The 24,786-nt window shown below is 59.4% G+C and carries 25 protein-coding genes; 13 read left to right on the top strand and 12 right to left on the bottom strand.

The annotated features are described in order from the left end of the window. Nucleotide 1 precedes the first annotated feature (1 nt). Nucleotides 2-1,156: an MFS transporter gene (locus ACEN8R_RS05515; protein ID WP_138867944.1), complete on the bottom strand. Its 1,155-nt coding sequence runs from the start codon at nucleotides 1,154-1,156 to the stop codon at nucleotides 2-4. 334 nt (nucleotides 1,157-1,490) lie between these two features. On the opposite strand from ACEN8R_RS05515, the gene sstT reads away from it, so the two are divergent. Continuing rightward, nucleotides 1,491-2,723 carry a serine/threonine transporter SstT gene (sstT, locus tag ACEN8R_RS05510; protein ID WP_064618915.1) on the top strand — a complete coding sequence of 411 codons (1,233 nt, stop codon included), beginning with the start codon at nucleotides 1,491-1,493 and terminating at the stop codon, nucleotides 2,721-2,723. A 69-nt stretch (nucleotides 2,724-2,792) separates the two neighbouring features. On the opposite strand, the gene ACEN8R_RS05505 is transcribed toward sstT, so the two are convergent. Then, nucleotides 2,793-3,302: a DUF1993 domain-containing protein gene (locus tag ACEN8R_RS05505; protein ID WP_019579999.1), complete on the bottom strand. Its 510-nt coding sequence runs from the start codon at nucleotides 3,300-3,302 to the stop codon at nucleotides 2,793-2,795. Nucleotides 3,303-3,429: 127 nt separating this feature from the next. Between ACEN8R_RS05505 and ACEN8R_RS05500 the strand changes: the two genes are divergently transcribed. Continuing rightward, a complete protein-coding gene (locus ACEN8R_RS05500; RefSeq protein ID WP_495624613.1) occupies nucleotides 3,430-4,077 on the top strand; it encodes a YceH family protein in 648 nt (215 codons plus the stop codon). A 163-nt stretch (nucleotides 4,078-4,240) separates the two neighbouring features. On the opposite strand, the gene ACEN8R_RS05495 is transcribed toward ACEN8R_RS05500, so the two are convergent. Further along, the gene (locus tag ACEN8R_RS05495; protein ID WP_018925409.1) at nucleotides 4,241-5,059 is read right to left on the bottom strand and encodes a shikimate 5-dehydrogenase; all 819 of its coding nucleotides are present in this window, start codon (nucleotides 5,057-5,059) and stop codon (nucleotides 4,241-4,243) included. A gap of 238 nt (nucleotides 5,060-5,297) precedes the next feature. Here ACEN8R_RS05495 and ACEN8R_RS05490 point away from each other — a divergent pair, with 238 nt between their 5' ends. The 3 genes from ACEN8R_RS05490 to ACEN8R_RS05480 all read left to right on the top strand — a co-directional run bounded on the left by ACEN8R_RS05490 (nucleotide 5,298) and on the right by ACEN8R_RS05480 (nucleotide 6,337). After that, nucleotides 5,298-5,666, top strand: a complete 369-nt coding sequence (locus ACEN8R_RS05490) for a hypothetical protein (RefSeq protein ID WP_018925408.1) — start codon at nucleotides 5,298-5,300, stop codon at nucleotides 5,664-5,666. Between the two features lie 192 nt (nucleotides 5,667-5,858). Further along, on the top strand, nucleotides 5,859-6,053 hold the full coding sequence (locus ACEN8R_RS05485; protein ID WP_018925407.1) for a hypothetical protein: 195 nt from the start codon (nucleotides 5,859-5,861) through the stop codon (nucleotides 6,051-6,053). Between the two features lie 101 nt (nucleotides 6,054-6,154). Next, nucleotides 6,155-6,337 carry a hypothetical protein gene (locus ACEN8R_RS05480; protein WP_018925406.1) on the top strand — a complete coding sequence of 61 codons (183 nt, stop codon included), beginning with the start codon at nucleotides 6,155-6,157 and terminating at the stop codon, nucleotides 6,335-6,337. Here the strand turns inward: ACEN8R_RS05480 and ACEN8R_RS05475 are convergent. Then, nucleotides 6,334-7,395, bottom strand: coding sequence for an AI-2E family transporter (locus ACEN8R_RS05475; protein ID WP_018925405.1), 1,062 nt, complete (start codon nucleotides 7,393-7,395; stop codon nucleotides 6,334-6,336). The two genes, ACEN8R_RS05480 and ACEN8R_RS05475, sit on opposite strands and share 4 nt — an antisense overlap. 175 nt (nucleotides 7,396-7,570) lie before the next feature. On the opposite strand from ACEN8R_RS05475, the gene trhP reads away from it, so the two are divergent. Then, on the top strand, nucleotides 7,571-8,896 hold the full coding sequence (gene trhP, locus ACEN8R_RS05470) for a prephenate-dependent tRNA uridine(34) hydroxylase TrhP (protein WP_018925404.1): 1,326 nt from the start codon (nucleotides 7,571-7,573) through the stop codon (nucleotides 8,894-8,896). 110 nt (nucleotides 8,897-9,006) lie between these two features. Here the strand turns inward: trhP and ACEN8R_RS05465 are convergent, their stop codons facing one another. Beyond that, nucleotides 9,007-9,723 (bottom strand): FadR/GntR family transcriptional regulator, encoded by a 717-nt coding sequence (locus tag ACEN8R_RS05465; RefSeq protein ID WP_007940425.1) that lies wholly within the window; start codon nucleotides 9,721-9,723, stop codon nucleotides 9,007-9,009. Between the two features lie 283 nt (nucleotides 9,724-10,006). On the opposite strand from ACEN8R_RS05465, the gene ACEN8R_RS05460 reads away from it, so the two are divergent. Continuing rightward, complete coding sequence (locus ACEN8R_RS05460; RefSeq protein ID WP_495624612.1) at nucleotides 10,007-11,353, top strand: MFS transporter; 1,347 nt, start codon at nucleotides 10,007-10,009, stop codon at nucleotides 11,351-11,353. 23 nt (nucleotides 11,354-11,376) lie between these two features. Beyond that, a complete protein-coding gene (gene gudD, locus ACEN8R_RS05455) occupies nucleotides 11,377-12,720 on the top strand; it encodes a glucarate dehydratase (protein WP_495624611.1) in 1,344 nt (447 codons plus the stop codon). Between the two features lie 40 nt (nucleotides 12,721-12,760). On the opposite strand, the gene ACEN8R_RS05450 is transcribed toward gudD, so the two are convergent. Continuing rightward, a complete protein-coding gene (locus ACEN8R_RS05450) occupies nucleotides 12,761-13,639 on the bottom strand; it encodes a LysR family transcriptional regulator (protein WP_018925401.1) in 879 nt (292 codons plus the stop codon). A gap of 160 nt (nucleotides 13,640-13,799) precedes the next feature. Between ACEN8R_RS05450 and ampC the strand changes: the two genes are divergently transcribed. After that, nucleotides 13,800-14,954, top strand: a complete 1,155-nt coding sequence (gene ampC, locus ACEN8R_RS05445; protein WP_280630357.1) for a class C beta-lactamase — start codon at nucleotides 13,800-13,802, stop codon at nucleotides 14,952-14,954. A gap of 274 nt (nucleotides 14,955-15,228) precedes the next feature. On the opposite strand, the gene ACEN8R_RS05440 is transcribed toward ampC, so the two are convergent. The 3 genes from ACEN8R_RS05440 to ACEN8R_RS05430 form a co-directional block, all read right to left on the bottom strand. Then, nucleotides 15,229-15,495, bottom strand: a complete 267-nt coding sequence (locus ACEN8R_RS05440; RefSeq protein WP_007941174.1) for a hypothetical protein — start codon at nucleotides 15,493-15,495, stop codon at nucleotides 15,229-15,231. 16 nt (nucleotides 15,496-15,511) lie between these two features. After that, nucleotides 15,512-15,889 carry a DUF6124 family protein gene (locus ACEN8R_RS05435; RefSeq protein ID WP_018930331.1) on the bottom strand — a complete coding sequence of 126 codons (378 nt, stop codon included), beginning with the start codon at nucleotides 15,887-15,889 and terminating at the stop codon, nucleotides 15,512-15,514. A 641-nt stretch (nucleotides 15,890-16,530) separates the two neighbouring features. Then, nucleotides 16,531-17,076 carry a DUF4174 domain-containing protein gene (locus ACEN8R_RS05430; RefSeq protein ID WP_018925399.1) on the bottom strand — a complete coding sequence of 182 codons (546 nt, stop codon included), beginning with the start codon at nucleotides 17,074-17,076 and terminating at the stop codon, nucleotides 16,531-16,533. Nucleotides 17,077-17,240: 164 nt separating this feature from the next. Here ACEN8R_RS05430 and ACEN8R_RS05425 point away from each other — a divergent pair, with 164 nt between their 5' ends. Then, on the top strand, nucleotides 17,241-17,636 hold the full coding sequence (locus ACEN8R_RS05425; RefSeq protein WP_007939410.1) for a VOC family protein: 396 nt from the start codon (nucleotides 17,241-17,243) through the stop codon (nucleotides 17,634-17,636). Here ACEN8R_RS05425 and ACEN8R_RS05420 read toward each other — a convergent pair. Together ACEN8R_RS05420 and ACEN8R_RS05415 are read right to left on the bottom strand one after the other, a co-directional pair. Further along, the gene (locus tag ACEN8R_RS05420) at nucleotides 17,618-18,403 is read right to left on the bottom strand and encodes a sulfite exporter TauE/SafE family protein (protein ID WP_018925398.1); all 786 of its coding nucleotides are present in this window, start codon (nucleotides 18,401-18,403) and stop codon (nucleotides 17,618-17,620) included. The genes ACEN8R_RS05425 and ACEN8R_RS05420 overlap by 19 nt on opposite strands. Before the next feature lie 164 nt (nucleotides 18,404-18,567). Continuing rightward, complete coding sequence (locus ACEN8R_RS05415) at nucleotides 18,568-19,317, bottom strand: hypothetical protein (protein WP_018925397.1); 750 nt, start codon at nucleotides 19,315-19,317, stop codon at nucleotides 18,568-18,570. A gap of 249 nt (nucleotides 19,318-19,566) precedes the next feature. Between ACEN8R_RS05415 and ACEN8R_RS05410 the strand changes: the two genes are divergently transcribed. The 3 genes from ACEN8R_RS05410 to ACEN8R_RS05400 all read left to right on the top strand — a co-directional run bounded on the left by ACEN8R_RS05410 (nucleotide 19,567) and on the right by ACEN8R_RS05400 (nucleotide 22,214). Further along, complete coding sequence (locus ACEN8R_RS05410; RefSeq protein WP_018925396.1) at nucleotides 19,567-20,715, top strand: aldose epimerase family protein; 1,149 nt, start codon at nucleotides 19,567-19,569, stop codon at nucleotides 20,713-20,715. Nucleotides 20,716-20,891: 176 nt separating this feature from the next. Further along, on the top strand, nucleotides 20,892-21,713 hold the full coding sequence (locus tag ACEN8R_RS05405; protein ID WP_018925395.1) for an aldo/keto reductase: 822 nt from the start codon (nucleotides 20,892-20,894) through the stop codon (nucleotides 21,711-21,713). A gap of 30 nt (nucleotides 21,714-21,743) precedes the next feature. Then, nucleotides 21,744-22,214, top strand: a complete 471-nt coding sequence (locus tag ACEN8R_RS05400; RefSeq protein ID WP_018925394.1) for a DUF1810 domain-containing protein — start codon at nucleotides 21,744-21,746, stop codon at nucleotides 22,212-22,214. Here ACEN8R_RS05400 and ACEN8R_RS05395 read toward each other — a convergent pair. Next, a complete protein-coding gene (locus tag ACEN8R_RS05395; protein WP_167331174.1) occupies nucleotides 22,179-24,539 on the bottom strand; it encodes a DNA polymerase II in 2,361 nt (786 codons plus the stop codon). The genes ACEN8R_RS05400 and ACEN8R_RS05395 overlap by 36 nt on opposite strands. Nucleotides 24,540-24,786 lie beyond the last annotated feature (247 nt).

Genomic DNA, 24,786 nt, shown 5'->3' with positions numbered 1-24,786 from the left:
CTCAGGCGCAGATTTCGCGAGGTTTGAAGGTCATCAGCGCCATGGCCAGGAGAATCGAAACCAGGATAAAACCGGCTGCGGCGAAACCCAGTCCGCCCAGGCCCACACTGTCGATCACCCGGCCGCCAACCATGGCGCCCAGGCCGATCCCGAGGTTGGCCCCGGCAATGTTCAACGACGCCGCGAAGGCCGGCGCTTCAGGCGCCGCCTTCATCAACCGCACATGACTGACCAGGAACAACGCCGCCTGGGTCACCCCCCAAATCCCCATCGCCGCCGCCAGCCCCAGCGGCGAGTGAATGTTCGGCACCAGCGTCACCATGCCGGCAATCATGAACGCGCAAAACGTCATAGAAGCGATCAGCGGGTGACGATCCACCGCGCGACCGCCCAGCGAGTTGCCGATCAGCCCGACCGCGCCGAAGCCCATCAGACACCAGCCGACCACGGTGCCGTTGAAACCGGCGAGGCGTTCAAGAATGTCGGCCAGGTAGGTGTAGGCGGTGAACATGCCGCTAAACACCAGGATCGACAGCAGAACATGACCCAGCATCAGCGGGCTGCGCAAGATCTTGAATTGCGAACGAAAACTTACCTGATGCTGGTGCAGGCTGGTTTTCGGCAAATAGATAAACAGCAGCAGCGCCTTGGCAAACGCAATCACCGCCAGAATGCCGAAAGCACTGCGCCAACCGAACGCATCGGAAATCAACGTGCCGACCGGAATGCCGAATACGGTGGCGCAGACGATGCCGAAACCAATCTTGGCAATCGCCCGCCCGGCGTAGTCCGGCCCGACGATGTCCACCGCGGTTTCACTGGCCAACGCCCAGAACACCGGCAACCCCAGCGCCGGAATCAACCGGGCAATGGCCATCACCCAAATGTTCGGCGCAAACGCCGCCAGCGTGTTGGCCAGGCCGAACATGATCAACACGCTGATGAACAGTTTGCGCCGTTCAAACCTTGCGAAATACGCTGTCAGGAACGGCCCGAACGCGGCCACGGTGAACGCGAACAGGGTCACCAGCAAACCCGCTTGAGGGATGCTGACGTCCAGGTCACGGGCGATTGCCGGCAACAGGCCGACGATGATGAATTCCGTGGTCAGCACCGTGAAACCGGCGGCGGACAACAGAAGAATGGGCAACAGCATGCAGAACTCCAGGAAAACGACGACACCAGCGACAGCCCGAAGGCCCACTGGCAGAACTAGAAAATGAGGATGGCGAAGCTTAACAGAGTGTTTCCAAACGAAGTTGCACGAACCTGCAAATCGCGTTGAACAATCGGGTGGCAGATCGTCACAGGTCTGAAGGATCGCGGCTACGCTGTGATAAAGTCCGCGACCCGCGAGATTGACACCTTGCTCATCGGCCATTGATTGGCATTGATGTGGCGACCCCTTCGGTTCCCTCCATGTAGCCTGCCCGGCTTTTTGCTGCATGAGCCAAGGAACCCTGCACCCTAATAAAATCAGAGATACCGTTATGACCGCTTCATCCCCTTCTCTTTTGCAACGCCTGAAACGCAGCAGCCTGGTCACGCAAATCATCATCGGCCTGATCGCCGGGATTGCCCTGGCCCTGTTCGCGCCTGAGGTGGCGAAGTCCACCGCCTTCATTGGCAAAGTATTCGTGTCGGCGCTCAAGGCTGTCGCGCCGATTCTGGTGTTCGTGCTGGTCATGGCCTCGATTGCCAACCATAAGCACGGCCAGGAAACCCATATCCGGCCGATCCTGTTTCTGTATCTGCTGGGCACCTTCGCCGCAGCCGTGGTTGCAGTGATCGCCAGTACGCTGTTTCCGTCGAGCCTGGTGCTGTCGACCCAGGACGTTGCGGTCACCGCGCCGGGCGGCATCAGCGAAGTGCTGCAAAGTCTGTTGCTGAGCGTGGTCGATAACCCGGTCAGCGCACTGATGAACGCCAACTTCATCGGCATTCTGGCGTGGGCGATCGGCATGGGCATTGCGATCCGCCATGCTGGCGAGACGACGCGCGAAGTGCTGGGCGACCTGTCCAATGGCGTGACCGTGATCGTGCGCCTGGTGATTCGCTTTGCGCCGCTGGGGATCTTCGGTCTGGTGGCTTCGACCCTCGCCACTTCCGGTTTCGGCGCATTGATCGGCTATATGCACCTGCTGGCGGTGCTGCTGGGCTGCATGCTGTTCGTCGCGTTGGTGATGAACCCGGTCATCGTGTTCTGGAAACTGCGCCGCAACCCGTATCCGCTGGTACTCACCTGCCTGCGCGAGAGCGGCATCACCGCCTTCTTCACCCGCAGCTCGGCGGCGAACATTCCGGTCAACCTGGAATTGAGCAAACGCCTGGGCCTGCATGAAGACACCTATTCGGTATCGATCCCGCTCGGCGCGACCATCAACATGGCCGGCGCGGCGATCACCATCACTGTGCTGACCCTGGCCGCCGTGCACACCCTGGGCATCGCCGTGGATATTCCGACGGCCATTCTGCTCAGCGTCGTCGCGGCAATTTGTGCCTGTGGCGCCTCGGGCGTGGCGGGCGGTTCGTTGTTGCTGATTCCGCTGGCGTGCAGCCTGTTCGGCATCCCGAGCGAAATCGCCATGCAGGTAGTGGCGGTCGGCTTCATCATCGGTGTATTGCAGGACTCGGCGGAAACCGCGCTGAACTCCTCCACCGACGTGCTGTTCACCGCGGCGGCTTGCCAGGGTGAAGAGTTGAAGGCGCAGCGTTTGGCGTAAACGCACCGACGAAAACGAAAAAGCCCGCCAAGGCTTACACCTTGGCGGGCTTTTTTGTACCTGGGTGGTTTAGAACGCGCCCATGTAATCGCGCTTGCCCACTTCCACACCGTTGTGACGCAGCAGCGCGTAGGCGGTGGTGACGTGGAAGAAGAACTGCGGCAGACCGTAGCTCAGCAGGTAAGCCTGGCCAGTGAAGCGCTTCTCTTTAGGGGTGCCAGGACGGGTCACGATTTCGATGCCTTCCTTGCCGTTGATTTGCTCGGGTTTGATCTCGCCGATGAAGGCCAGAACCTTGGCGATCAACGCTTGCAGTTCGGCGAAGGTGGTTTCGGTATCGTCGTATTTCGGCAGTTCGATTTCAGCCAGACGCGCCGAAACACCCTTGGCGAAATCAACGGCGATCTGCACCTGACGCACCAGCGGGAACATGTCCGGGTACAGACGGGCCTGCAGGAATGCGTTCGGGTCGATGTTTTTCGCGGTAGCGTGGGCTTCGGCCTTGCTCAGGTTGTTGCTCAGGGCGTTGAGCATTTGCTGGAAAACCGGAACGGATGCGGCGTACAGGGAAATAGTCATGGCAGTCTCGTGTGGTGACGGGAGTAAAAAACGTGGAGCGATTATAGCCATGCCGGCGCGCCCTGCGACTTGTCTTTTATCCAGCAAGGATTAGGCTAGGCGGCTCGACTGCCTAGGGAAAAGCGCGATGAGCACTGAACAAGAGACGACCTTCGACGAACCGCGGCTCAACAGCACGGAAATCCGCATTTTGGGCTCGTTGATCGAAAAACAGACCACCAGCCCGGAAACCTATCCGCTGACCCTCAATGCCCTGGTGATTGCCTGCAACCAGAAAACCAGCCGTGAACCGGTGATGAACCTCAGCCAGGGCCAGGTTGGCCAGAGCCTGCGCGCCCTTGAAGGTCGCGGCTTCACCCGGCTGGTGATGGGCAGCCGTGCCGACCGCTGGGAACATCGGGTCGACAAGGCGCTGGAACTGGTGCCGGCCCAGGTGATTCTGACGGGGCTGTTGTTCCTGCGCGGCCCGCAGACGGTCAACGAACTGCTGACCCGCAGCGGCCGCATGCATGACTTCGAAGATGCCGAACAAGTGGTGCATCAACTGGAGCGCTTGATCGCCCGAGGCCTGGCGCTGTTGATCCCGCGCCAGGCCGGTCAGCGCGAAGATCGTTACATGCATGCGCTGGGTGATCCGGCGGATATCGAAGCGATCCTCGCGGCCCGACAGAATCCGGTGGAACGTGGCACCGGTGGCGGTGTGTCGGTTGAGCGAATCGAAGAGCTTGAAGCGCGAATCGCGGCACTGGAAGAACGCCTGGCGCGCCTCGAATAACCCTTCCCGATGTACCGAGTTCCCTGTGGCGAGGGAGCTTGCTCCCGTTCGGCTGCGAAGCAGTCGCAAGGCCGGCAAACTCGGTGTGCTGACTGCTTTGGGGCCGCTTCGCGACCCAACGGGAGCAAGCTCCCTCGCCACAGGTCCAACCGATAATCGGAATTCAGCTCCGGGCAAACGCCACGGCTTTCTGAAACTGCTCATCGGTCGGCCGCACGCCGGTGTACAACACGAACTGCTCCAGCGCCTGGATGGCAATCACTTCCAGCCCGGTGATCACCCGTTTGCCTTCGGCACGAGCACGCACGATCAGCGGTGTTTCCGAGGGAATCGCCACCACATCGAAGACCGTTTCAGCGGCAGCGATGGCTTCAGGGGGAAACGCCAGTTGATCGGCTTCCGGGCCACCGGTCATGCCGATCGGCGTGACGTTGATCAGCATCTGCGGGCGTTGAGCACCCAGCTCCGCCTGCCATTGGTAACCCAGCGATTCGGCCAGGGCACGCCCGGCGCGTTCGTTACGGGCCACGATCAAGCCGTTTTTGTAGCCGCCATCGCGCAAGGCACTGGCCACGGCCTTGGCCATGCCGCCGCTGCCGCGCAGGGCAAAGGTCGAATCCTTGGGCACCTGGTGGGTTTCGAGCAACTGGGCGACGGCGATGTAATCAGTGTTGTAGGCCTTGAGGTGGCCGTTGGTGTTGACGATAGTGTTGATCGATTGAATAGCCTCGGCCGATGCATCCAGCTCATCGACCAGCGCGATGCAGGCCTCCTTGAACGGCATCGACACGCCGCAACCGCGAATACCCAATGCACGAATGCCGCTGACAGCCCCCGTCAGGTCCTGGCTGCTGAAGGCTTTGTAGTAAAAATTCAGCCCCAGTTGTTCGTACAGATGATTGTGAAACCGCAGGCCGAAATTGCCGGGACGGCCCGAGAGTGACATGCACAACTGGGTGTCTTTGTTGGGGTTCATCTGCATCCGAATCTCCTTCAGTAGCACTTTCAGATGGACGGAATTAACAATTCCACCGGATTGTGGTCGATCATAAGGGTATGTCTGTACCAGACAGCACCGTAAAGAAACCGGTACAGACCTTACACAAAATTTACCCAACGGCTGTGCTGATTTTCAAAAAATTGCTGTCTTAGAAGTATCCCCGCGACAACTTGTGTCTATTGCAGACCCAAGCGCCGGGTCGAAGAACCGAGGACTTATCATGATCCGTAAAATCCCCACAGTAGCCTTGCTGATCGGTGCTCTCGCTATCGCAGGGCAGGCAGAAGCAGGTGGTCGTGGCTGGGAAGGTCCGGCTGTGTTTGGTGCGATCGTCGGCTCGGCAATCATCGGCTCGGCAATTATCGGCCGCGACCGGCCGGTGTATGTAGAGCAACCGGTTTACGCTCAGCCTCAACCGGTTTACGTACAGCCACCGCCCGTTTACTACCAACCGGCGCCGGTCTATGTCCAACAACCGATGTACTACCGCCCGGCACCGATTTATTACGGTCCACCACGCGGCTACTATGGCCCACCGCGCGGCTACTATGGCCATCCCCATGGTTATTACCGTGACGACCGCTGGTAACAGACTCATCAGGCCCCGCCTCAACAGCGGGGCCTTTTTTGTGGCCGCAAGGCGAACGGAGTCTGAATAAATCTCGTCAAGGTCGCTGTCGGGACAGTACCGGCAGGTAAAGTCGGTCATATTTATGTCATGACAGGCCCGCAAGCTTGATCTGTCCATAAACAACAGGTTGATAAAAACAAGGACGACCTCATGCCCACACAAAACCCGCACCGCATTGTCGGCTTGTGCACATCCAGCAAGGTGTACAACGCACTGACCGAGCTCAAGCACCTGGAAGGCCATCGCAGCGCCAAGTTTCTCTCGCTGCTGGCGGAAAACCTGGTGCGCAAAGGCCTGCTCAATGAACAGGAAGTCGTGCATATGCTCGATCAAGTCGTGGACTGATCGCCAACACTCACTGGCATCAATGACGACTATCGAAAGCGTTGATTTTCCACTCAAGCGTCCGATCCGTAAGGTAACCCCACAGATTGATGGAGGTACTTATGGCTCAGGTTCAGATTATGTCCGTTATCGGCAGCGCCGTTCCCGCACCGCTCAGAGCACTGGGATTGCTTGCCTGCTGGTATCTCGTACAGGACGGCGAACCGATCAGCGGCCCGCTCACTTCGCTTCCCGACGCCCAAGCCCTGTCGCAACGTATCGGCTCAGGCCAGCTCAACGCTTAAGGCAGCTGAACCCGCTGTTTGGTATCGACGAAAATCGCCCAGCTCGACATAAACAACGCGGCAATCAACGGGCCGATGACAAAACCGTTCAGGCCGAAAATCGCCAGGCCACCCAGGGTCGAGATGAGAATCAGGTAGTCAGGCATTTTGGTGTCCTTGCCCACCAGAATCGGTCGCAGGATATTGTCCACCAACCCGATCACGAACACCCCGAACAACGCGAGCACCGTGCCCTGCCAAATCGCACCGCTGAGCAGGAAATACGCCGCCACCGGCACCCAGACGATACCCGCCCCCACCGCCGGCAACAGCGACAGGAATGCCATCAACACCGCCCAGAGCAGCACGCTCGGGATATCCAGAAACCAGAAAATCAACCCGCCCAACGCCCCTTGCGTGATCGACACCAGCAAACTGCCCTTCACCGTGGCCCGCACCACCCGATTGAATTTGAGTTGCAAGCGACGCTTCTGGTTATCTTCCAGCGGTATCGCCGCGCGCACTTTGCGCGCCAGTTCAGACCCGTCCCGCAGAAAGAAAAACAGCAGATACAGCATGATGAAAAAACCCACCACGAAATCGAACGTCCCCTGGCCAAAACTGAACGCCTGGGACGCCAGAAACTGACTGCCTTGCATCATGCTCTTGATGATTTTCTCGCGAAGCCCACTCAGTTCACCCATGCCGAAACGATCGAGCAAGTGCTGAAAGTACGGCGGTAAGCTGTGTTTGAACTGCGACACATGCCCGGCAATGTCCAGTTCGCCGCTTTCGATTCGGCCATAAAGCGCCGCGCCCTCCTGAACCAGCAAGGTACTGATGATGATTACCGGCAGGATCGCAATCAGCACACATAGACTCAAGGTGCACAGGGCCGTCAGGTTGCGTGACCAACCGAATCTCAGCTGCAACTGATGCTGCAAGGGCGCAAACAGAATGCCGAGGATGGCCGCCCAGAACACCGCACCGTAGAACGGCAGCAGAATCCAGACGAAGGCAACGGTCACCACAGCCAGCAAGACCATCAGCGAAGTGTTCTGGAGCTTCGTTTCGTTCATGTCCGGTCCATGCCAATGCGCAGAAGCGAAAATTCGCGTCCTTATGTTTAGTCCGCCACGGTTGGCGCGAGTGCCATCTGTTTGTTGGTCAAGCATAGATCCAGATCAATAAACCCCGCGTGCAGGCCGCTTACCCTTGCCGGCTTTTGCGATCGACACTGCCATGACTTGCGCCATGCCACTCATCCCCCCGGAACTGCTCGCCCCTGCCGGCACCCTGAAAAACATGCGTTATGCCTTCGCCTACGGTGCCGATGCGGTATACGCCGGCCAACCGCGCTACAGCCTGCGAGTGCGCAATAACGAATTCGATCACGCCAACCTCGCGCTCGGCATCGCCGAGGCCCAGGCTCAGGGCAAGCGTTTTTATGTGGTGGTCAATATCGCCCCGCACAACGCCAAGCTGAAAACGTTCCTCAAGGATCTGGAACCGGTGATCGGCATGGCGCCGGACGCTCTGATCATGTCCGATCCCGGCCTGATCATGCTGGTGCGCCGGCACTTCCCGCAGATGCCGATCCACCTGTCGGTGCAAGCCAACACGGTGAACTGGGCCAGCGTCGAGTTCTGGCAGCAACAGGGCTTGAGCCGGATCATCCTGTCCCGCGAACTGTCGCTGGAAGAAATCGCCGAAATCCGCCAGCACGTTCCGGCGATGGAGCTGGAAGTGTTTGTGCACGGCGCATTGTGCATGGCCTATTCCGGGCGCTGCCTGTTGTCGGGCTACATGAACAAGCGTGACGCCAATCAGGGCAGCTGCACCAATGCCTGTCGATGGAAATACTCGGCGACACCGGCCAGCGAAAATCAGCTCGGCGAAATCGTCCAGCACTACTCTCCCGAACCGACCCTGGGCCTCGGCACGCCGACCGATCAGGTGTTCCTGTTGCAAGAAGCCAATCGCCCCGGCGAACTGATGCCGGCGTTCGAGGATGAACACGGCACCTACATCATGAACGCCAAGGACCTGCGCGCCGTCCAGCACGTCGAGCGCCTGACGCAGATGGGTGTGCACTCACTGAAAATCGAAGGCCGGACCAAATCGCATTTCTATTGCGCGCGCACCACCCAGGTTTACCGCCGCGCGATTGATGATGCGGTGGCTGGCCGAGTGTTCGATCGCAGCTTGATGACTGATCTGGAGTCCCTCGCTCAGCGCGGCTACACCGAAGGTTTTCTGCGCCGGCACGTGCATGACGAATACCAGAACTACCAGAACGGCAGCTCGGTTTCAGAGCGCCAACAGTTCGTTGGGGAGTTGACCGGTGAACGCCGCGACCGGCTGGCCGAGGTACGGGTGAAGAATCGTTTTGGCCTGGGCGATCACATGGAACTGATGACGCCCAAGGGCAACTTCCACTTCGACCTGCATCAACTGCAGAACCTCAGGGGCGAGGTGATTGAAGTGGCGCCTGGGGATGGGCACACGGTGTATTTGCCGATTCCGGATGCGGTGGATTTGCGTTATGGATTGCTGATGCGCGATATAGCGCCCCTGTAGGAGCGAGGCTTGCCCGCGAAGAACGATGACGCGTAATACCTGAAAAAACGCGGTGTATTCTTCGCGGACAAGTCGGATCGCCGCACTGCTCGCTCCTACGCACTGACGAATCAGCTGCCGCCCGCCGAAAAGCGGTCGCGGCTGTTGGTCAGGTGCAACCACATGGCTGCCCGCGCAGCATCCGGATCCTGGCGCTTGATGGCGTTGAGAATCGCCTCGTGTTCGAGGTTGGCGAGCTGCCCCAGCTTGCTCAAGTCCGCTGACCCGCGCTCGGCGGCATTGACGCGGGTGCGGGGAATCATCGCATTGCCCAAGTGCTGCATGATCTCTGTGAAGCATACATTGCCGGTGGCTTCGGCGATCAGCAGGTGGAAACGTTTGTCGGCCTCGACGCAGCTGTCATTGTTGGCCAGCAAACTTTGATAGTCATCCAGCGCTTCACGCATCTGCGCCAATTGCTGATCGGTACGACGCACCGCCGCCAGCGCGGCGGCCTGGGTTTCCAGGCCCATGCGCAACTCCAGAATGCTGCGCACCCCCAGCGCGGTATCGACATTCAGCCGCAACCCCTGCTCCGGTGCGCGCTCGATGACAAAGGTGCCGATACCGTGACGGGTTTCCACCAGCCCTGAAGCCTGCAATTTCGAAATCGCCTCGCGCACCACCGTACGGCTGACCCCATGCTCCTGAACAATCGAGTTCTCCGACGGCAGCTTGTCCCCCGGCAGCATCTGGCCGAGCAAAATGCTCTGGGTCAGCTTGGCCACCAGATCATGGGCCAGGTTGTGAGCGCGCTTGCGGGCGGGTGCGTCGATGTCTTCTTGCATGGTGATTATCCGTAAGGCAGGGCTATCCGGATCGTAGCACCGGAATCGATTGGAATCCCCAGAAAACAGCCTCAAACTTGTATGACAACACTCAACAAATTCACCATTCGAACACCATCACAACCCCACGCCCGACCCAAAAAAGCATAGAAACCATCCGATAAATAGCCATTTTATTGGAGTACAGTGCTTGTCGAATCAAAAAAACCAGTTGTATGATGTCTATCAACAACGCTACGCCCAGCCACACCCCGCATAAAAATAACGAGTGGGAGAAAACGAAGTGAATACATCCATATCCGGGATGAACGATGGCGCCGATTCGGTCCTGAAGTCCGCCATCTCAAAAGTGAAACGCCACGTCCTGCCGCTGTTCGTGATCATGTTCATCGTCAACTACATCGACCGGGTGAACATCGGCTTCGTCCGCGCCCACATGGAACATGACTTGGGGATTGGCTCTGCCGCCTACGGCCTCGGGGCCGGTCTGTTCTTCATCGGGTACGCGCTGTTCGAAGTGCCCTCCAACATCCTCCTGCAAAAAGTCGGCGCGCGAATCTGGCTGACCCGCATCATGCTGACTTGGGGCCTGGTGGCCGCCTGCATGGCGTTCATCCAGAACGAAACCCACTTCTACATCCTGCGTTTTCTGCTCGGCGTGGCTGAAGCCGGGTTCTTTCCCGGGGTGATCTATTACTTCACCCGCTGGTTGCCCGGTGTGGAACGCGGCAAGGCGATTGCGATCTTCCTCAGCGGCTCGGCGATTGCTTCGCTGATCTCCGGCCCGCTGTCGGGGCTGCTGCTGCAAATCAACGGTTGGGGCATGCACGGCTGGCAGTGGATGTACTTCATCGAGGGCATGTTCTCGGTCGGGTTGTGCGTGTTCGTCTGGTGCTGGCTGGACTCCAAACCCCACGACGCCAAATGGCTGACCCTGGCTGAACAGGACGCGCTGGTCAAAGCCATCGATGACGAACAACTGGCCCGCGAAGCCGCGACGCCGATCAAACCGTCGCTGGGCACACTGCTCAAGGACCGCCAGATCATCCTGTTCTGCCTGATCTACTTCTTCATTCAATTGACCATCTATGCCGCGACCTTCTGGCTACCGAGCATCATCAAGAAAATGGGCGACCTGAGCGACATCCAGGTCGGCTTGTTCAACTCGATTCCGTGGTTGCTGTCGATCGTCGGCATGTACGCCTTTGCCTCGCTGTCTGGCAAATGGAAGCACCAGCAAGCCTGGGTCGCCACGGCCCTGCTGATCGCTGCGGCGGGAATGTTCATGTCCACCACCGGCGGGCCGATCTTCGCCTTCGTTGCGATCTGCTTCGCCGCATTGGGTTTCAAATCGGCTTCGTCGCTGTTCTGGCCGATTCCCCAGGCGTACCTGGATGCGCGGATCGCTGCCGGCGTGATCGCGCTGATCAACTCGGTGGGCAACCTCGGCGGCTTCGTGGCGCCGACCACCTTCGGTTTGCTGGAAGAGCACACCGGTTCAATCCAGGGCGGGCTCTACGGCCTGGCCGCCACCTCGATCATCGCCGCGATCATCGTCTTCGCCGCGCGCAATAAACCGAAACCCGCACCGGCCGTTGCACTGGGCAAACCAGCGCCGAATCACGCTTGAATATTGGTTGAAAGGACAAAAAAATGAACCCACAAGAAGCCGCAAAAGCCCCGATCATCACCAGCATGCAGGTTGTGCCGGTGGCCGGCCACGATGGCATGCTGCTCAACCTGAGCGGCGCCCATGGCCCGTTCTTCACCCGCAATATCGTGATCCTCAAGGACAACGCCGGTCACACCGGCGTCGGCGAAGTACCCGGTGGCGAGCGCATTCGCCAGACCCTGGAAGACGCGCGCGCACTGGTGGTCGGCAGCCCGATCGGCACCTACCAGAAGATCCTCAATCAAGTGCGCCAGACCTTCGCCGATCGCGATGCCGGCGGTCGCGGTTTACAGACGTTCGACCTGCGCATCACCATTCACGCGGTCACCGGCCTGGAAGCGGCCCTGCTCGACTTGCTTGGCCAGCACCTGGACGTGCCGGTGGCCGCACTGCTCGGCGAAGGCCAGCAACGCGATGAAGTGAAGATGCTCGGCTACCTGTTTTACGTCGGTGATCGCAACGAAACCGATCTGGCTTATCGCGATGAACCGGATGCCGACAATGACTGGTTCCGCGTACGTCACGAAAAAGCCATGAGCGCCGACGCCGTGGTGCGCCTGGCGGTCGCCGCTCACGCCCGCTATGGCTTCAAGGACTTCAAACTCAAGGGCGGCGTGTTGAGCGGCGACGAGGAAATCGAAGCGGTCACGGCCCTCGCCGAGCGCTTTCCCGATGCGCGCATTACCCTCGATCCGAATGGCGCCTGGTCGCTCAAGGAAGCGATCCGCCTGTGCCGGGATCAGCATCATGTTCTGGCTTATGCCGAAGACCCTTGCGGGGCGGAAAACGGTTACTCGGGCCGCGAAGTCATGGCTGAATTTCGTCGTGCCACGGGCCTGAAAACCGCGACCAACATGATCGCCACCGACTGGCGAGAAATGGGCCACGCGATCCAGCTACAGTCGGTGGACATTCCTTTGGCCGACCCGCACTTCTGGACCATGCAGGGCTCGGTGCGGGTGGCGCAGATGTGTCACGAGTGGGGCCTGACCTGGGGCTCGCATTCCAACAACCACTTCGATATTTCCCTGGCCATGTTCACCCACGTCGCGGCCGCCGCGCCGGGCGAGATCACAGCCATCGACACCCACTGGATCTGGCAGGACGGCCAGCGCCTGACCCAGTTACCGCTGCAAATCGTCGACGGCTGCGTGAAAGTACCGAAAAAACCTGGCCTGGGGGTTGAGCTGGACATGGATCAACTGGCCAAGGCCCATGAGCTGTACCAAGGCATGGGGCTCGGCGCGCGGGATGACAGCGTGGCGATGCAGTTTCTGATTCCGGGATGGAAGTTCGATAACAAGCGGCCGTGCCTGGTGCGCTAAACCTCTGGAAACACCGCTCCCACAAGGAGTGGTGTTTCCACTATTTCATCTGGGCCGTTTGCAGCAGCCAGCCCCGGAACGCAGCCATCGCCGACGTTTCGGGACGCGACTGCAAGCGGGTCAGCCAGTAGCTGCCGGTGGTGATCCCGATGGCGAACGGTTGCTCGATTGCACCCGCCGCCAGTTGCCGGGCAAACATCAGCGGTGGCGCCAATGCCACACCTGCACCTTGCAACGCAGCCTCCATCATCGCCAGCGAGGAATCGAAGACGATGCTCCGGGGCAGCACGGCATGGGCCGAAAGACCGGTCGCCTGAAACCACTCCGGCCACTCATCCGTGCGATAGGAGCGCAACAGCGTTTGCTGCAACAGATCCTCTGGCGCCTGCAATTGCCGGGCGATCTCCGGCACACAGAGCACCGACAGTGGTGCCTCGATCAACCGCACCGCTTCAATCCCATGCCACGCCCCCGCGCCAAAGCGGATGGCGTAATCCAGGCCTTCAGCGGCCACATCCACCCGGTTGTTATTGGTCGACAGGCGCAAATCTATGTACGGATGTTTCTTCTGAAAATCCGCCAATCGCGGCAACAGCCAACCGACCGCGAACGTCCCCACGGCGCCCACCGTCAACACTTCACGAAAATGCCCACCCTCGAAACGCTCCAGGGTTTCGGCAATCCGGTCGAAGGATTCGCGCAATACCGGCAGCAGGGTTTCACCTTCGCTGGTCAGCATCAGGCCGCGGGGCAGGCGTTTGAACAAAGTCACGTTAAGCTGGGCTTCAAGACTTTTGACCTGATGGCTCACCGCCGCCTGCGTGACGCACAACTCCACGGCCGCCCGGGTGAAACTCAAATGGCGCGCCGAAGCCTCGAAAGCACGCAACGCATTCAGCGGCAAATGAGGTCGAATCATGCCAGCCCCCAAAATTTTCTAATGGCTCATCCGAAATATCGTCGTTTGCCGGTCTTCGCCAAACTGCCTAGATTTGGCTCGCCCAACAGCGGACCGCCTTGAAAAACCGCTCGGAGTGTAGCGGTTAACACCACGAACAATCATGGACAGCGTCTCAATCATGCGTAAAAAAAATCAGAAGAAACTCATATCCTACAGCGCTTTCGCACTTCTCCTCGGTGCCAGCCACAGCTTTGCTGACGAGCGCATCGAAACCATCGTTAAAGCCGCCATCGAACCGGTGATGCAGCAACAGAAGATCCCCGGCCTCGCGATCGCAATCACCGTCCATGGTCAGCCGCATTACTTTAACTACGGCGTGGCCTCGAAAGAAAACGGTAAAGCCGTCACCGAAAACACCCTGTTCGAGATCGGTTCGGTGAGCAAAACCTTCACCGCCACCCTCGCCGCCTATGCCCAGGCGAGCGGCAAACTGTCCTTGTCGGACAACGCCAGCCAGGTACTCCCGGCCTTGCGCGGCAGCGCGTTCGATAACATCAGCGTGCTGCAACTCGGCACCTACACCGCCGGCGGCCTGCCCCTGCAATTCCCTGGCGAAGCAGACCGTCAGGACAAGATGCTCGGCTATTTCAAGCAGTGGAAACCGACCTACGCCGCCGGCACTCATCGCCAGTATTCAAACCCCAGCCTCGGGCTGTTCGGTTATCTGGCAGCCCAGAGCATGGGGGCGCCGTTCGATGAGCTGATGGAGAAAACCTTGCTGCCGAAACTCGGCCTCAAGCACAGCTACCTCAAGGTGCCGCAGGATCAGATGGCGCTTTACGCCCAGGGTTACAGCAAGGATGACAAGCCTGTGCGGGTCGAGCCGGGTGCGCTGGATTCCGAAGCGTACGGCGTGAAAACCAGCGCCGCGGACCTGCTTCGCTATGTCGAGGCGAACATGAATCCCGCGTCGCTGGAAAAGCCTTTGCAGCAAGCCATCGCCAGCACTCACACCGGTTATTACCGGGTTGGCGAGATGACTCAAGGGTTGGGATGGGAGCTCTACAACTACCCGGTGACGCTCGACACCCTACTGGCCGGCAACTCGTCGCAGATGGCATTTGAGGCCCATGAAGTCCGGTGGCTGACCCCGCCACAACCTCAACGCGACACCGTGCTGATCAACAAAACCGGCTCAACCGGCGGCTTTGGCGCCTACGTCGCTTTTATCCCGGCGAAGGACATCGGCATCGTGATCCTGGCCAACAAAAACTACCCGAACCCGGAGCGGATCAAAATCGCCTACCAGATTCTGAGTGCGCTGACCAAATAGCCGAGGGCGACGCCCCGTAGCAGCTGCCGAGCCTGGAAATCATTGGCCGGATTGGCACAGAACCTGTGGCGAGGGAGCTTGCTCCCGCTGGGCTGCGCAGCGGCCCCAAACCAGTCACCGCGGTACATCAGATAGGCCTAGGGTGCAGGGTTTACGACTGCTACGCAGCCGAACGGGAGCAAGCTCCCTCGCCACAATGGATCACCAAGTTTCAGATTTCCGTTGGTAAACAAAATGGGCGACCTGTTGAGGTCGCCCATTTTCGTTACTGCATTTAAATCTGTGCCTGCAATCGTCGCCCGATCACATCCATCAAATCACAGCCGTCGCGCAGCGGAATCGCCAGCACCCGCGCGAAGTCCTGCAACAGCAATGCATCGCGGCTGATCCCCTCGCCGATGGAGAGGGTTTCCAGTAGTTGAGTCACGCTTCTGATGCGGTAGGCCGCCGTGTCATGCAACACATCCACAGGTGCTTCGGTATCAATCAGCAACGACGGGATTTTGCAGTCGATGCCCGTTATCGGCATGTATCGAGCCATAACTGAACCTCCCTGATCAATGTTGAGTGCCTGGCTGAACTGCAGTTGCGCCTTCGGGCGGATCGATAGTGTCCAGTGCGCGGTTCACCAACAATTCGGCGACTACCGCCAACTGCTGAATCGTCAGCGCCACGTTGCGGTTGGAGCTTTCCAGCTTGCAGGCCAGATCGGTGATCAGGACATTCAGGGACGCGAGGGTTTCGCAGGCGTGGCTTAGCAGGGTTTCTGTGTGGACACCGGGGACGATGGTGAAGATGTGGCTGATCGGGTCGGCGCGCCTGGGGTTACGTAAGCGAGCGCTGATGGCGGGTTCGGTCACTTCGGAAAGTTCGACGGGATCTAGGGAATCATCATCGGCTTGGGTTTCGGGAGGGTTAGGCGTTTGTTTCTTCATATGGGAAGTACTCTGTTGAGTTTCAGGGGGAGCTACCCATCTCACTTCCACATGAGGGTGGCAGCTGTACGCAGGTGTGGAAGACCAGGGAAACTCACCAAAACCCGGCGCACCCGAAGGTGCTCCCGCGCACAGCCGCCATAACGCGGCAATGTTGACATAAAAAATGTCGCCATGCGCTTTACAAGCGTTGGTAAGTATCTCTGACCACGGACTTCCACATCCGACCACTGATTTTGCAGCGGCAGAAGAAGGTTATCCGGGCAGTCGACGGGGCGATAGTTCATGGAATGCGCTACGTCTTGCAGGAAATGTCCGACGCAAACGAAGGCGCAGACTTAACGTCCTAGGACGCCCCAATTCCGTAGCAGCTGCCGAGCCTGGAAATCATTGGCCGGATTGGCACAGAACCTGTGGCGAGGGAGCTTGCTCCCGCTGGGCTGCGCAGCGGCCCCAAACCAGTCACCGCGGTACATCAGATAGGCCTAGGGTGCAGGGTTTACGACTGCTGCGCAGCCGAACGGGAGCAAGCTCCCTCGCCACAATGGGTCACCAAGTTTCGGATTTCCGTTGGCAAACAAAATGGGCGACCTGTCGGGTCGCCCATTGGGGTAAGCCTTCTCACCACTACTGAGCTCAATTCAATCATCCGGCTGCTCAGCTGGTTTGGCAGGCTTCGCCGGTTTGCCTTTGGTGCCTTTAGCACCTTTGACCGGTGCGACTTCAGCCACCGGCGCTGGCACCGGTACTGTTGCTTCCTTCTCGGCCGTCGGCAGCTGGTCGACGGTGTTGAATATCTCTTTCAACTCGACCGCATCCGACTGCTCAAGCTTCTTTTCGCCATCCTTGCCGATCAGGATGATTTTGCTCTTCGCCCCGGCGCCCAGCTTGAGTGAGCGGATCAACGCCATCGTCGATTGCGGGTCGAGGTCTTTGCCGTCCCGTTGGCCCATCGTATTGATCACGGTGTACAGCACCATGTTTCGATCGGTGAAACCCTTGTGGTTGGCAGAGTCGTCCAGTGACTTTTTCAGGTTGAGCCAAACCGGGTCCACCGAACTGGGCGCGATGACTATCAGGGGACGAGCCCGGCCCACGTCTTTAACCAGAGGGGAATCGTCATCGGCGGCAAATGAAGGACCGACGAAAGCCAACAGGGTAGCCAGGGTCAAAGACCTGATGAGCATGCGCATCTCCTTTTGATATCCACGCTCTAATGATTGCGCATCGCGGTGATCGTTCCGGGCGATGCACCGCGATTGTGTTCCGCCTTGCCCAAGCTTAGGTCAGGGCGGTCATTGCGCAACAGCCTGAGCTAATCTCATAGCTGATTCATCGTGAGGGTTTATCCATGAGCGCTCAGCTGAACCACACCATCGTCTGGTGCCGTGACAAACAGGTTTCGGCACGCTACCTGACCGACCTCCTCGGCCTGCCCGATCCCGAGCCGTTCGGGCCGATGCTGGTGGTCAAGTTTGATAACGGGGTGTCGCTGGATTTCTACAACAACGACCCGCCCATCGCGTCCCAGCACTATGCGTTCTTGATTGGAGACGACGACTTCGATGCGGCCTTCGCTCGCCTGCAGGCGATCAAGCAGCCGTGGTGGGCCGACCCCGGTAAGCAGCGGCCCAACGAGATCAACGATTACGCCGGTGGCCGGCGGGTGTATTTCGATGACCCGGACGGGCATCTGCTGGAGATTTTTACTCGGGAAGCGGTATCGGATCAGAACGCCAGTTTATAGCCGATCAGCACCAGCATCGTGGCCAGGCACGGACGCAGCAGTTCGTCGGAGATGCGCCCGGTCAAATGGCTGCCCAGGTAAATCCCTGGCAGCGAACCGACCAGCAAGAAGCCCAGGACGTGCCAATCCATATTGCCCATGCTCGCGTGGCCCAGGCCGGCGACCAGGGTCAGGGGCACCGCGTGGGCGATTTCGGTGCCGACCAGGCGACGAGTGGGCAGCAGCGGATACAGAATGAACAGCGCAACGGTGCCCAGGGCGCCAGCGCCGATGGAGGTCAGGGCCACCATGGTGCCTAGCACCAGACCGGTGATCACGGTCAGTGCATTCAACCGGGAACCGCTGGGGTTGTAGTGACCGCCCGCCCGTTTGTGAGCGAAATCGAGCAAGCGTTTCTTGAAGAAAATCGCCAGCGCCGTGGCGAACAATACGAAGCCCAGCGCCTGTTTGATGACGGCGTTCATCGCCTCGGGCGAGGTCTGCAAAGTGCTCAGGAACCACAGCGTCAGGGCTACCGCCGGCACGCTGCCGAGGGTCAACCAACCGGTGATCGCCCAGTCGATGTTCTTGTTCTTGCGATGAACCAGCACACCACTGGATTTGGTAATGGCCGCGTACAGCAAATCCGTGCCCACCGCCGTGGCCGGGTTAACGCCGAACCACAGCAGGATTGGCGTCATCAACGAACCGCCCCCAACACCGGTCATGCCGACAATAAAGCCGACCACCAGACCCGCTACGACCAACCCGAAATTACCGAAATCCATTAATACGCCCAGAAATTCGCAGGAAACAAACCGGTCAGCAGCATAGCGATTTTTCTTATAACCACATATATCGATGCGGTCTATCGTTATGCCAATTCACCGATTTGAAACAGCGACTCCCCACTCAATACCAACCCCACAAGAATTGCGCTTTATCCGACATCTCACTGCACCGGCAAAAAATTCAGGAACAGCAGACTCTGGGCGTAGTTCAGGCCGATCCGCCGGTACCGCTCATCGAGCATCTGGGTCAGCAGGTCCAGTCGCGCGACGATTTTGCCGAACTCCACGGCAAAACTCAGGTTGCTGCCCTCCTCCGAAATTTCATTGGAGAACAGCAAAGGCTCGCCTTGCCTGTTTTGCCGTTGGCTCAAGATCCAGGTGGCTTTTTCGATGTTGCGCGCGGCATTGCTGACGAAGGTCGGGTTGAGCGCATCCGTCATGTAGAACTCCAGCCGATTGCCATGGGCCGTCACCAGCATGCTGCCAATCGCATAGATGAATGCGCCGACCCGGTCACCGAGGAATTCCGGGCTCATGGCGAAGCTCAGCGCCGCGAGGTCTTTTTTGCCGCCGAGGGTGGGCAGCGGCTCTTGCTGTTCGATGGCCATGCGCACCTGTTTTTCTGCGGTGCCGACATCGAGGAAGCCAGATTTTTTCAGCTCCTGCGGGTTGCGCAGGTAGAGCTTGTTCATCAGCAGGTAGAGGCTTTCGAGGTTGTCGCGCATCGTCAGGGTCGCCATGCGGTCGACGCTGGTCTGGAGGAGTTCCTGGGGTTTGCCATCGCGAAACTGGCTGATGACATCGTTGCCCGGCTGATGGCTGCAACCACTGGCGAGGAGCATCGACAGGCTAATCAGCAGCAAGCAATGACGGCGAATGTGCAGGGTAAAACGGGGTAAAACTCGAGCCATGGGTTCTTGAACTTGGGCATGGGCCGGCAGTGGGGATCGCCGCGGGCTGGCCAAGGATAGAACCGTGAAAGCTGAAAAAGTGCAGTGCCGGTGGTCCGTAAGCGCTGGCTATCGCGAAAGCACTCACAAATTAGTCATACTTTATAATTGCAATGCTTAATGAATGAGCTATAAATCCTTCCTTGATCGCGTAAAATCACGATTATTAGTATGACTACTTCTTAAAAACAACAAAAAGGAAGGTCAACCATGCTTCAATCCCGACACCTGCTCTCCGGCCTCGGACTGTCCCTGATGATCGCCACCCTCCCCGCTCACGCCACTGGCTTGTCCAGCGAACAAAAAGCCTTCGGCAAAACCAATGACGGCACGCCCGTCGAGCAATACATTTTGCGCAACAGCCACGGCCTGCAGGCCACGGTCATTACTTACGGCGGGATTCTCCAGTCGCTGAAAGTGCCGGATAAAAACGGCAAGCTCGACGATGTGGTGCTCGGTTTCGACGACGTGCAGGGTTATCAAAGTGGCACGGCGTTTTTCGGCGCGACCATCGGCCGCTTCGGCAATCGCCTGGCCAACGGCGCCTTCGAGCTGGATGGCAAGCGCTTTCAAGTGCCGCTCAACGACGGCAGCAATTCGCTGCACGGCGGGGCTCAAGGTTTCGACAAGCGGGTGTGGAAAGCCGAACCGAGCAAGAGCAAGGATTCGGTGGGCGTGACGCTGACGTACCTGTCGTCGGATGGCGAAATGGGTTTCCCCGGCAACCTGAAAACCGAGGTCACCTACAGCCTCACCGAGAACAATGAGCTGCGCATCGACTACAAGGCCAGCACCGATAAGCCCACGGTGCTGAACCTGACCAACCACAGCTATTTCAACCTGGCCGGCGCGGGTAACGGCGATGTGTTGAAGCAGTTGGCGACCTTGCACGCCGCCCGTTACACGCCAGTCACCGGCAAACTGATCCCCACCGGTGAACTAGCCCCGGTCGCCGGCACGCCGATGGACTTCACTCAACCGACCGCCATCGGTCAACACATCAAGGCCGATCACCCACAGTTGAAATTCGCCGAACCGAAACAAGGTGGTTTTGATTTCAACTGGGTGCTGGATGCCAAGGGCGACCTGGGCAAACTCGCCGCCGATGTCAGCGATCCGCAATCCGGCCGTCGCTTGCAGCTCTACACCACCGAACCTGGCGTACAGTTCTACACCAGCAACTTCCTCGACGGCACGGTCAAGGGCAAGGCCGGCAAGATTTACCCGCATTGGGGTGCCTTTACTCTGGAGACCCAGCATTATCCGGACTCGCCGAACCAGCCGAGCTTCCCGTCCACGCGGCTGGATCCGGGCAAGACCTATGCCCAGACCACCGTGTTCAGGTTCTCCGCCCGGTAGATCAAAAGATCGCAGCTTTCGGCAGCTCCAGGGAGCTGGGTACACCCGTGATATCGCAGGTGTGCCCCGCCCTCGCAGGAGCTGCCGCAGGCTGTGATCTTTCATGATGACGACGGAACCACCCTGCTATTTTGCTGCCAACTGTAGTATCGATCGGGCTTCGACAAGGAGGATTCATGCGGACTCTTGAGCTGGCCGGCCGCGCTGTGCCGGTCATCGGCCAAGGCACCTGGCACATGGGAGAGGAACGCTCCCGACACACCAAGGAAGTTGCAGCGCTGCGCCTGGGTATCGAGTTGGGCATGACCCTGATCGACACCGCAGAGATGTACGCTGAAGGGGGCGCCGAAGAGGTGGTGGGTGAAGCCATCACAGGCCTGCGCGACCAGGTTTTCCTGGTGAGCAAGGTCTACCCTCACAACGCCAGCCGCAGAGGCATCCCCCAGGCCTGCGAACGCAGCCTGCGGCGGTTGAATACCGATTACATCGATCTTTATCTGTTGCACTGGCGCGGCGAGTATCCCCTTGAGGAAACCGTCGAAGCCTTCGAACGCCTGCGCGAAGACGGCAAGATCGGCCGTTGGGGCGTGTCCAATTTTGACCTGGGCGACCTGGAAGAGCTGGCCTCACCGGCCTGCGCCACCAATCAGGTGCTGTATAACCTGGAAGAGCGCGGCATCGAATTCGATCTGCTGCCCTGGAGCCAACGGCAAAAGATGCCGGTGATGGCCTACTGTCCGATCGGCCAGGGCGGACACATGCTGGCCAATCCAATACTCAAACAAGTTGCCGCCCGTCACGAGGCGACACCTGCGCAGGTAGCGCTGGCATGGATTCTGCGTCAGAGCGGAGTGATCGCCATCCCCAAAGCGGCCCACCCCGAGCATGTGCGGCTCAACGCACAAGCGGCGCAATTGCGTCTGGAGGCTGGGGATCTGGAGGCGCTGGACCAAGCGTTTCGCGCGCCACAACGCAAGCAGCGGTTGGCCATGGTCTGAGCCATCGCGGATCTATCAGAGGGCATCGGCATGAGAAGTACCGATCAGCTCGACTCTTTCAATTTGCCACGCTTCGTCCAGGCGCAGGATCCTGTGTTCGAGTGGGTTCAGGATGAACTGCGCGCCGGCCAAAAGCGCCGACACTGGATGTGGTTCATCTTTCCGCAGTTTGCCGGATTGGGTGACAGCGAAATGTCCCGCTACTTTGCCATTCGCTCCAGTGAAGAGGCCGCGGCGTACCTCGAGCATCCGTTGCTGGGGCCGCGCTTGCGCACCTGCACGCAATTGGTGCTGGATGCTCCTCAACGTTCGATCACCAAGATTTTCGGGCACCCCGACAACCTCAAGTTTCATTCATCGATGACGCTGTTCGCCCAGGTTTCGCCAAAAGGCAGCCTGTTCCATCAGGCGCTGGATCAGTACTTTCACGGCATACCGGATGACTGGACGCTGTCGCTGCTGGACTCAAAACAGGCCCAGCTGCCCCCCAATCAGCGTTGAGAAATCGTCATCCACGAACGGCAGGATAGCGTCCGCCACCGGTTGCAGCTGCCGGGTGATGTAATGGTCGTAGTCGATGGGCGTGCTGCGCACTTCCAGCGGCTCGGGGCCAGCAACCGTGATCACGTAACGGATCCAGCCGCCGTTGTGATACTGCCGCGGCCGCCCCTGTTGGTCGTTGTAGTCATCGGCGATCCGCGCGGCCCGCACATGGGGCGGCACATTGCGCTGATAGTCATCGAGGGGCCGACGCAGGCGTTTGCGGTAGATCAGGCGCTCATCGAACTCACCGGCCAACGTCTTGCGCACATAGTCACGCACGTAATCCTGATAGGGCTTGCGGTTGAAGATGCGCAGGTACAACTCCTGTTGGAATTGCCGGGCCAGCGGCGACCAGTCGGTGCGCACGGTTTCCAGGCCTTTGTAGACCATCTCGTCGGAGCCATCGGCACGGGTAACCAACCCGGCATAGCGCTTCTTGCTGCCCTCCTCGGCACCGCGAATGGTCGGCATCAGAAAGCGTTTGTAGTGGGTTTCGAACTGCAACTCCAGGGCACTTTCCAACCCGTACTCCTGCTTCACATGCTCGCGCCACCATTGGTTGACGTGGTCCACCAGCGCATGGCCGATTTGCGCCGCTTCGACCTGACCGTGGGGGCGACGCAGCCAGACGAAAGTCGAGTCGGTATCGCCGTAGATCACCGCGTGGCCCTGAGCTTCGATGAGTTGGCGGGTACGCAGCATGATCTCGTGCCCGCGCAAGGTGATGGACGAAGCCAACCGGGTATCGAAGAAGCGACAACCGCTGGAACCCAGTACACCGTAAAACGCATTCATGATGATTTTCAGCGCCTGGGACAGCGGCGCGTTGTGTTCGCGCTTGGCGGTTTCGCGGCCTTCGGCGACTCGGGCGACAATGGCCGGCAGGCAATGCCGGGTCCGTGAGAAACGTGCGCCGCGAAAGCCTGGCACCGACTCGCTGTCGTCAGGATGCTTGAGCCCCTCGATCAAGCCCACCGGGTCGATCAGGAAGGTGCGGATGATCGACGGATAGAGGCTTTTGTAGTCGAGCACCAGCACCGACTCGTATAACCCCGGCTGCGAGTCCATGACAAAACCGCCGGGGCTGGCCTGCGGTGGTTTATTGCCAAGGTTCGGTGCGACGAAACCCTGGCGGTGCATCAACGGCATGTACAAATGGGTGAACGCCGCTACCGAGCCGCCGCTGCGGTCCGCCGGCAATCCGGTGACGCTGGCGCGCTCCAGCAGGAAAGTCAGCAACTCGGTCTTGGCGAAGATTCGAGTCACCAGTTCGCAGTCCTTGAGGTTGTACTTGGCCAGGGCCGGTTTGTCCTCGGTGAACATGCGATTGATTTCGTCCATGCGCTGGTACGGGTTGTCGATCGACTTGCCCTCGCCCAACAGGGTTTGCGCGACGTTTTCAAGGCTGAACGAGGGGAAGCTCCAGGTGGCCGAGCGCAACGACTCGATGCCGTCGATGATCAACCGGCCGGCAGCCGAGGCGAAATAATGATTGCCGCTGCCGTGCTCGCGCCACTGCATTTCTTCGCCGCCACGCCCCAGCTTCAAAGGCACCGCCAGGCGCCGGGCATGTTCGTGCAGGACGCGCAGGTCGAACTGCACGACGTTCCAGCCGATGATGGCGTCGGGGTCATGCCGGGCGAACCACTCATTGAGTTTTTTCAGCAGCAGGGTTCGCGAATCGCAGTATTCGAGCTGGAAATCCACCCCACTGTCATCACCATTGGGCGACCCGAGCATGTACACCTGACGCTCGCCGCAGCCTTCCAGGGCGATGGAGTACAACTCGCCCTGGGCGGTGGTTTCGATGTCCAGCGAGACCAGCCGCAGGTTCGGCCGATAGCCGGGGGCGGGTTTCATTTGCGCGTCGAACAGCAGGCCGTCGGCGCCAGCCGTGCCACCGAACAAAACCGGCGCGGTGATGAACCGCTCCATCATGTAGCGTTCCGGCGGGCGGATGTCGGCTTCAAACACCTCGACGCCTGATTTGCGCAGTGCGGTTTCCAGGCGCATCAGCTGGCCGTGCTGCTGGCAATACAGGCCCAGCACCGGGCGGTGCTCGAAGTCCAGTAGCGCCAACGGCCGCAGTTCAACGTTCTTTTCGCCGCGCAACACCGCTTCGGCTTGCTCGCGCATGGCCTGTGGAATGAACGCGACCGACGGTTGATGCGGCAGGCGGATGCGCCGGGGACCGGCATCGGTCGCCAGCCAGAACTCGACTTCGGTGCCGGCCGGGGTATCGCGCCAATGCCGGGTCAGGACGAAGCCCTGCTGTAAATCCACCACTGCGACCTCAACGATTTGATTCAAGGGGTGATTCTACGCGTGATCGCCGGTGTAGCGAGGGGGCTTGTCGGAACGCCGCACCACCCCGTTGGCCTGCGAAGCGGGCCTCAAACCTGCCAACACGGTCTCTCAGGCACACCGCGTTTATCGGATTGCGACTGCTACGCAGCCGAACGGGAGCAAGCTCCCTCGCCACAATTGCGCAGGGTGCCCGGGAGGGCTGCGGACTTTTACAAAGAAAAAT

This window comes from Pseudomonas sp. Pseusp15, assembly GCF_059492165.1.
This window is presented reverse-complemented; position numbering and strand designations above follow the sequence as displayed.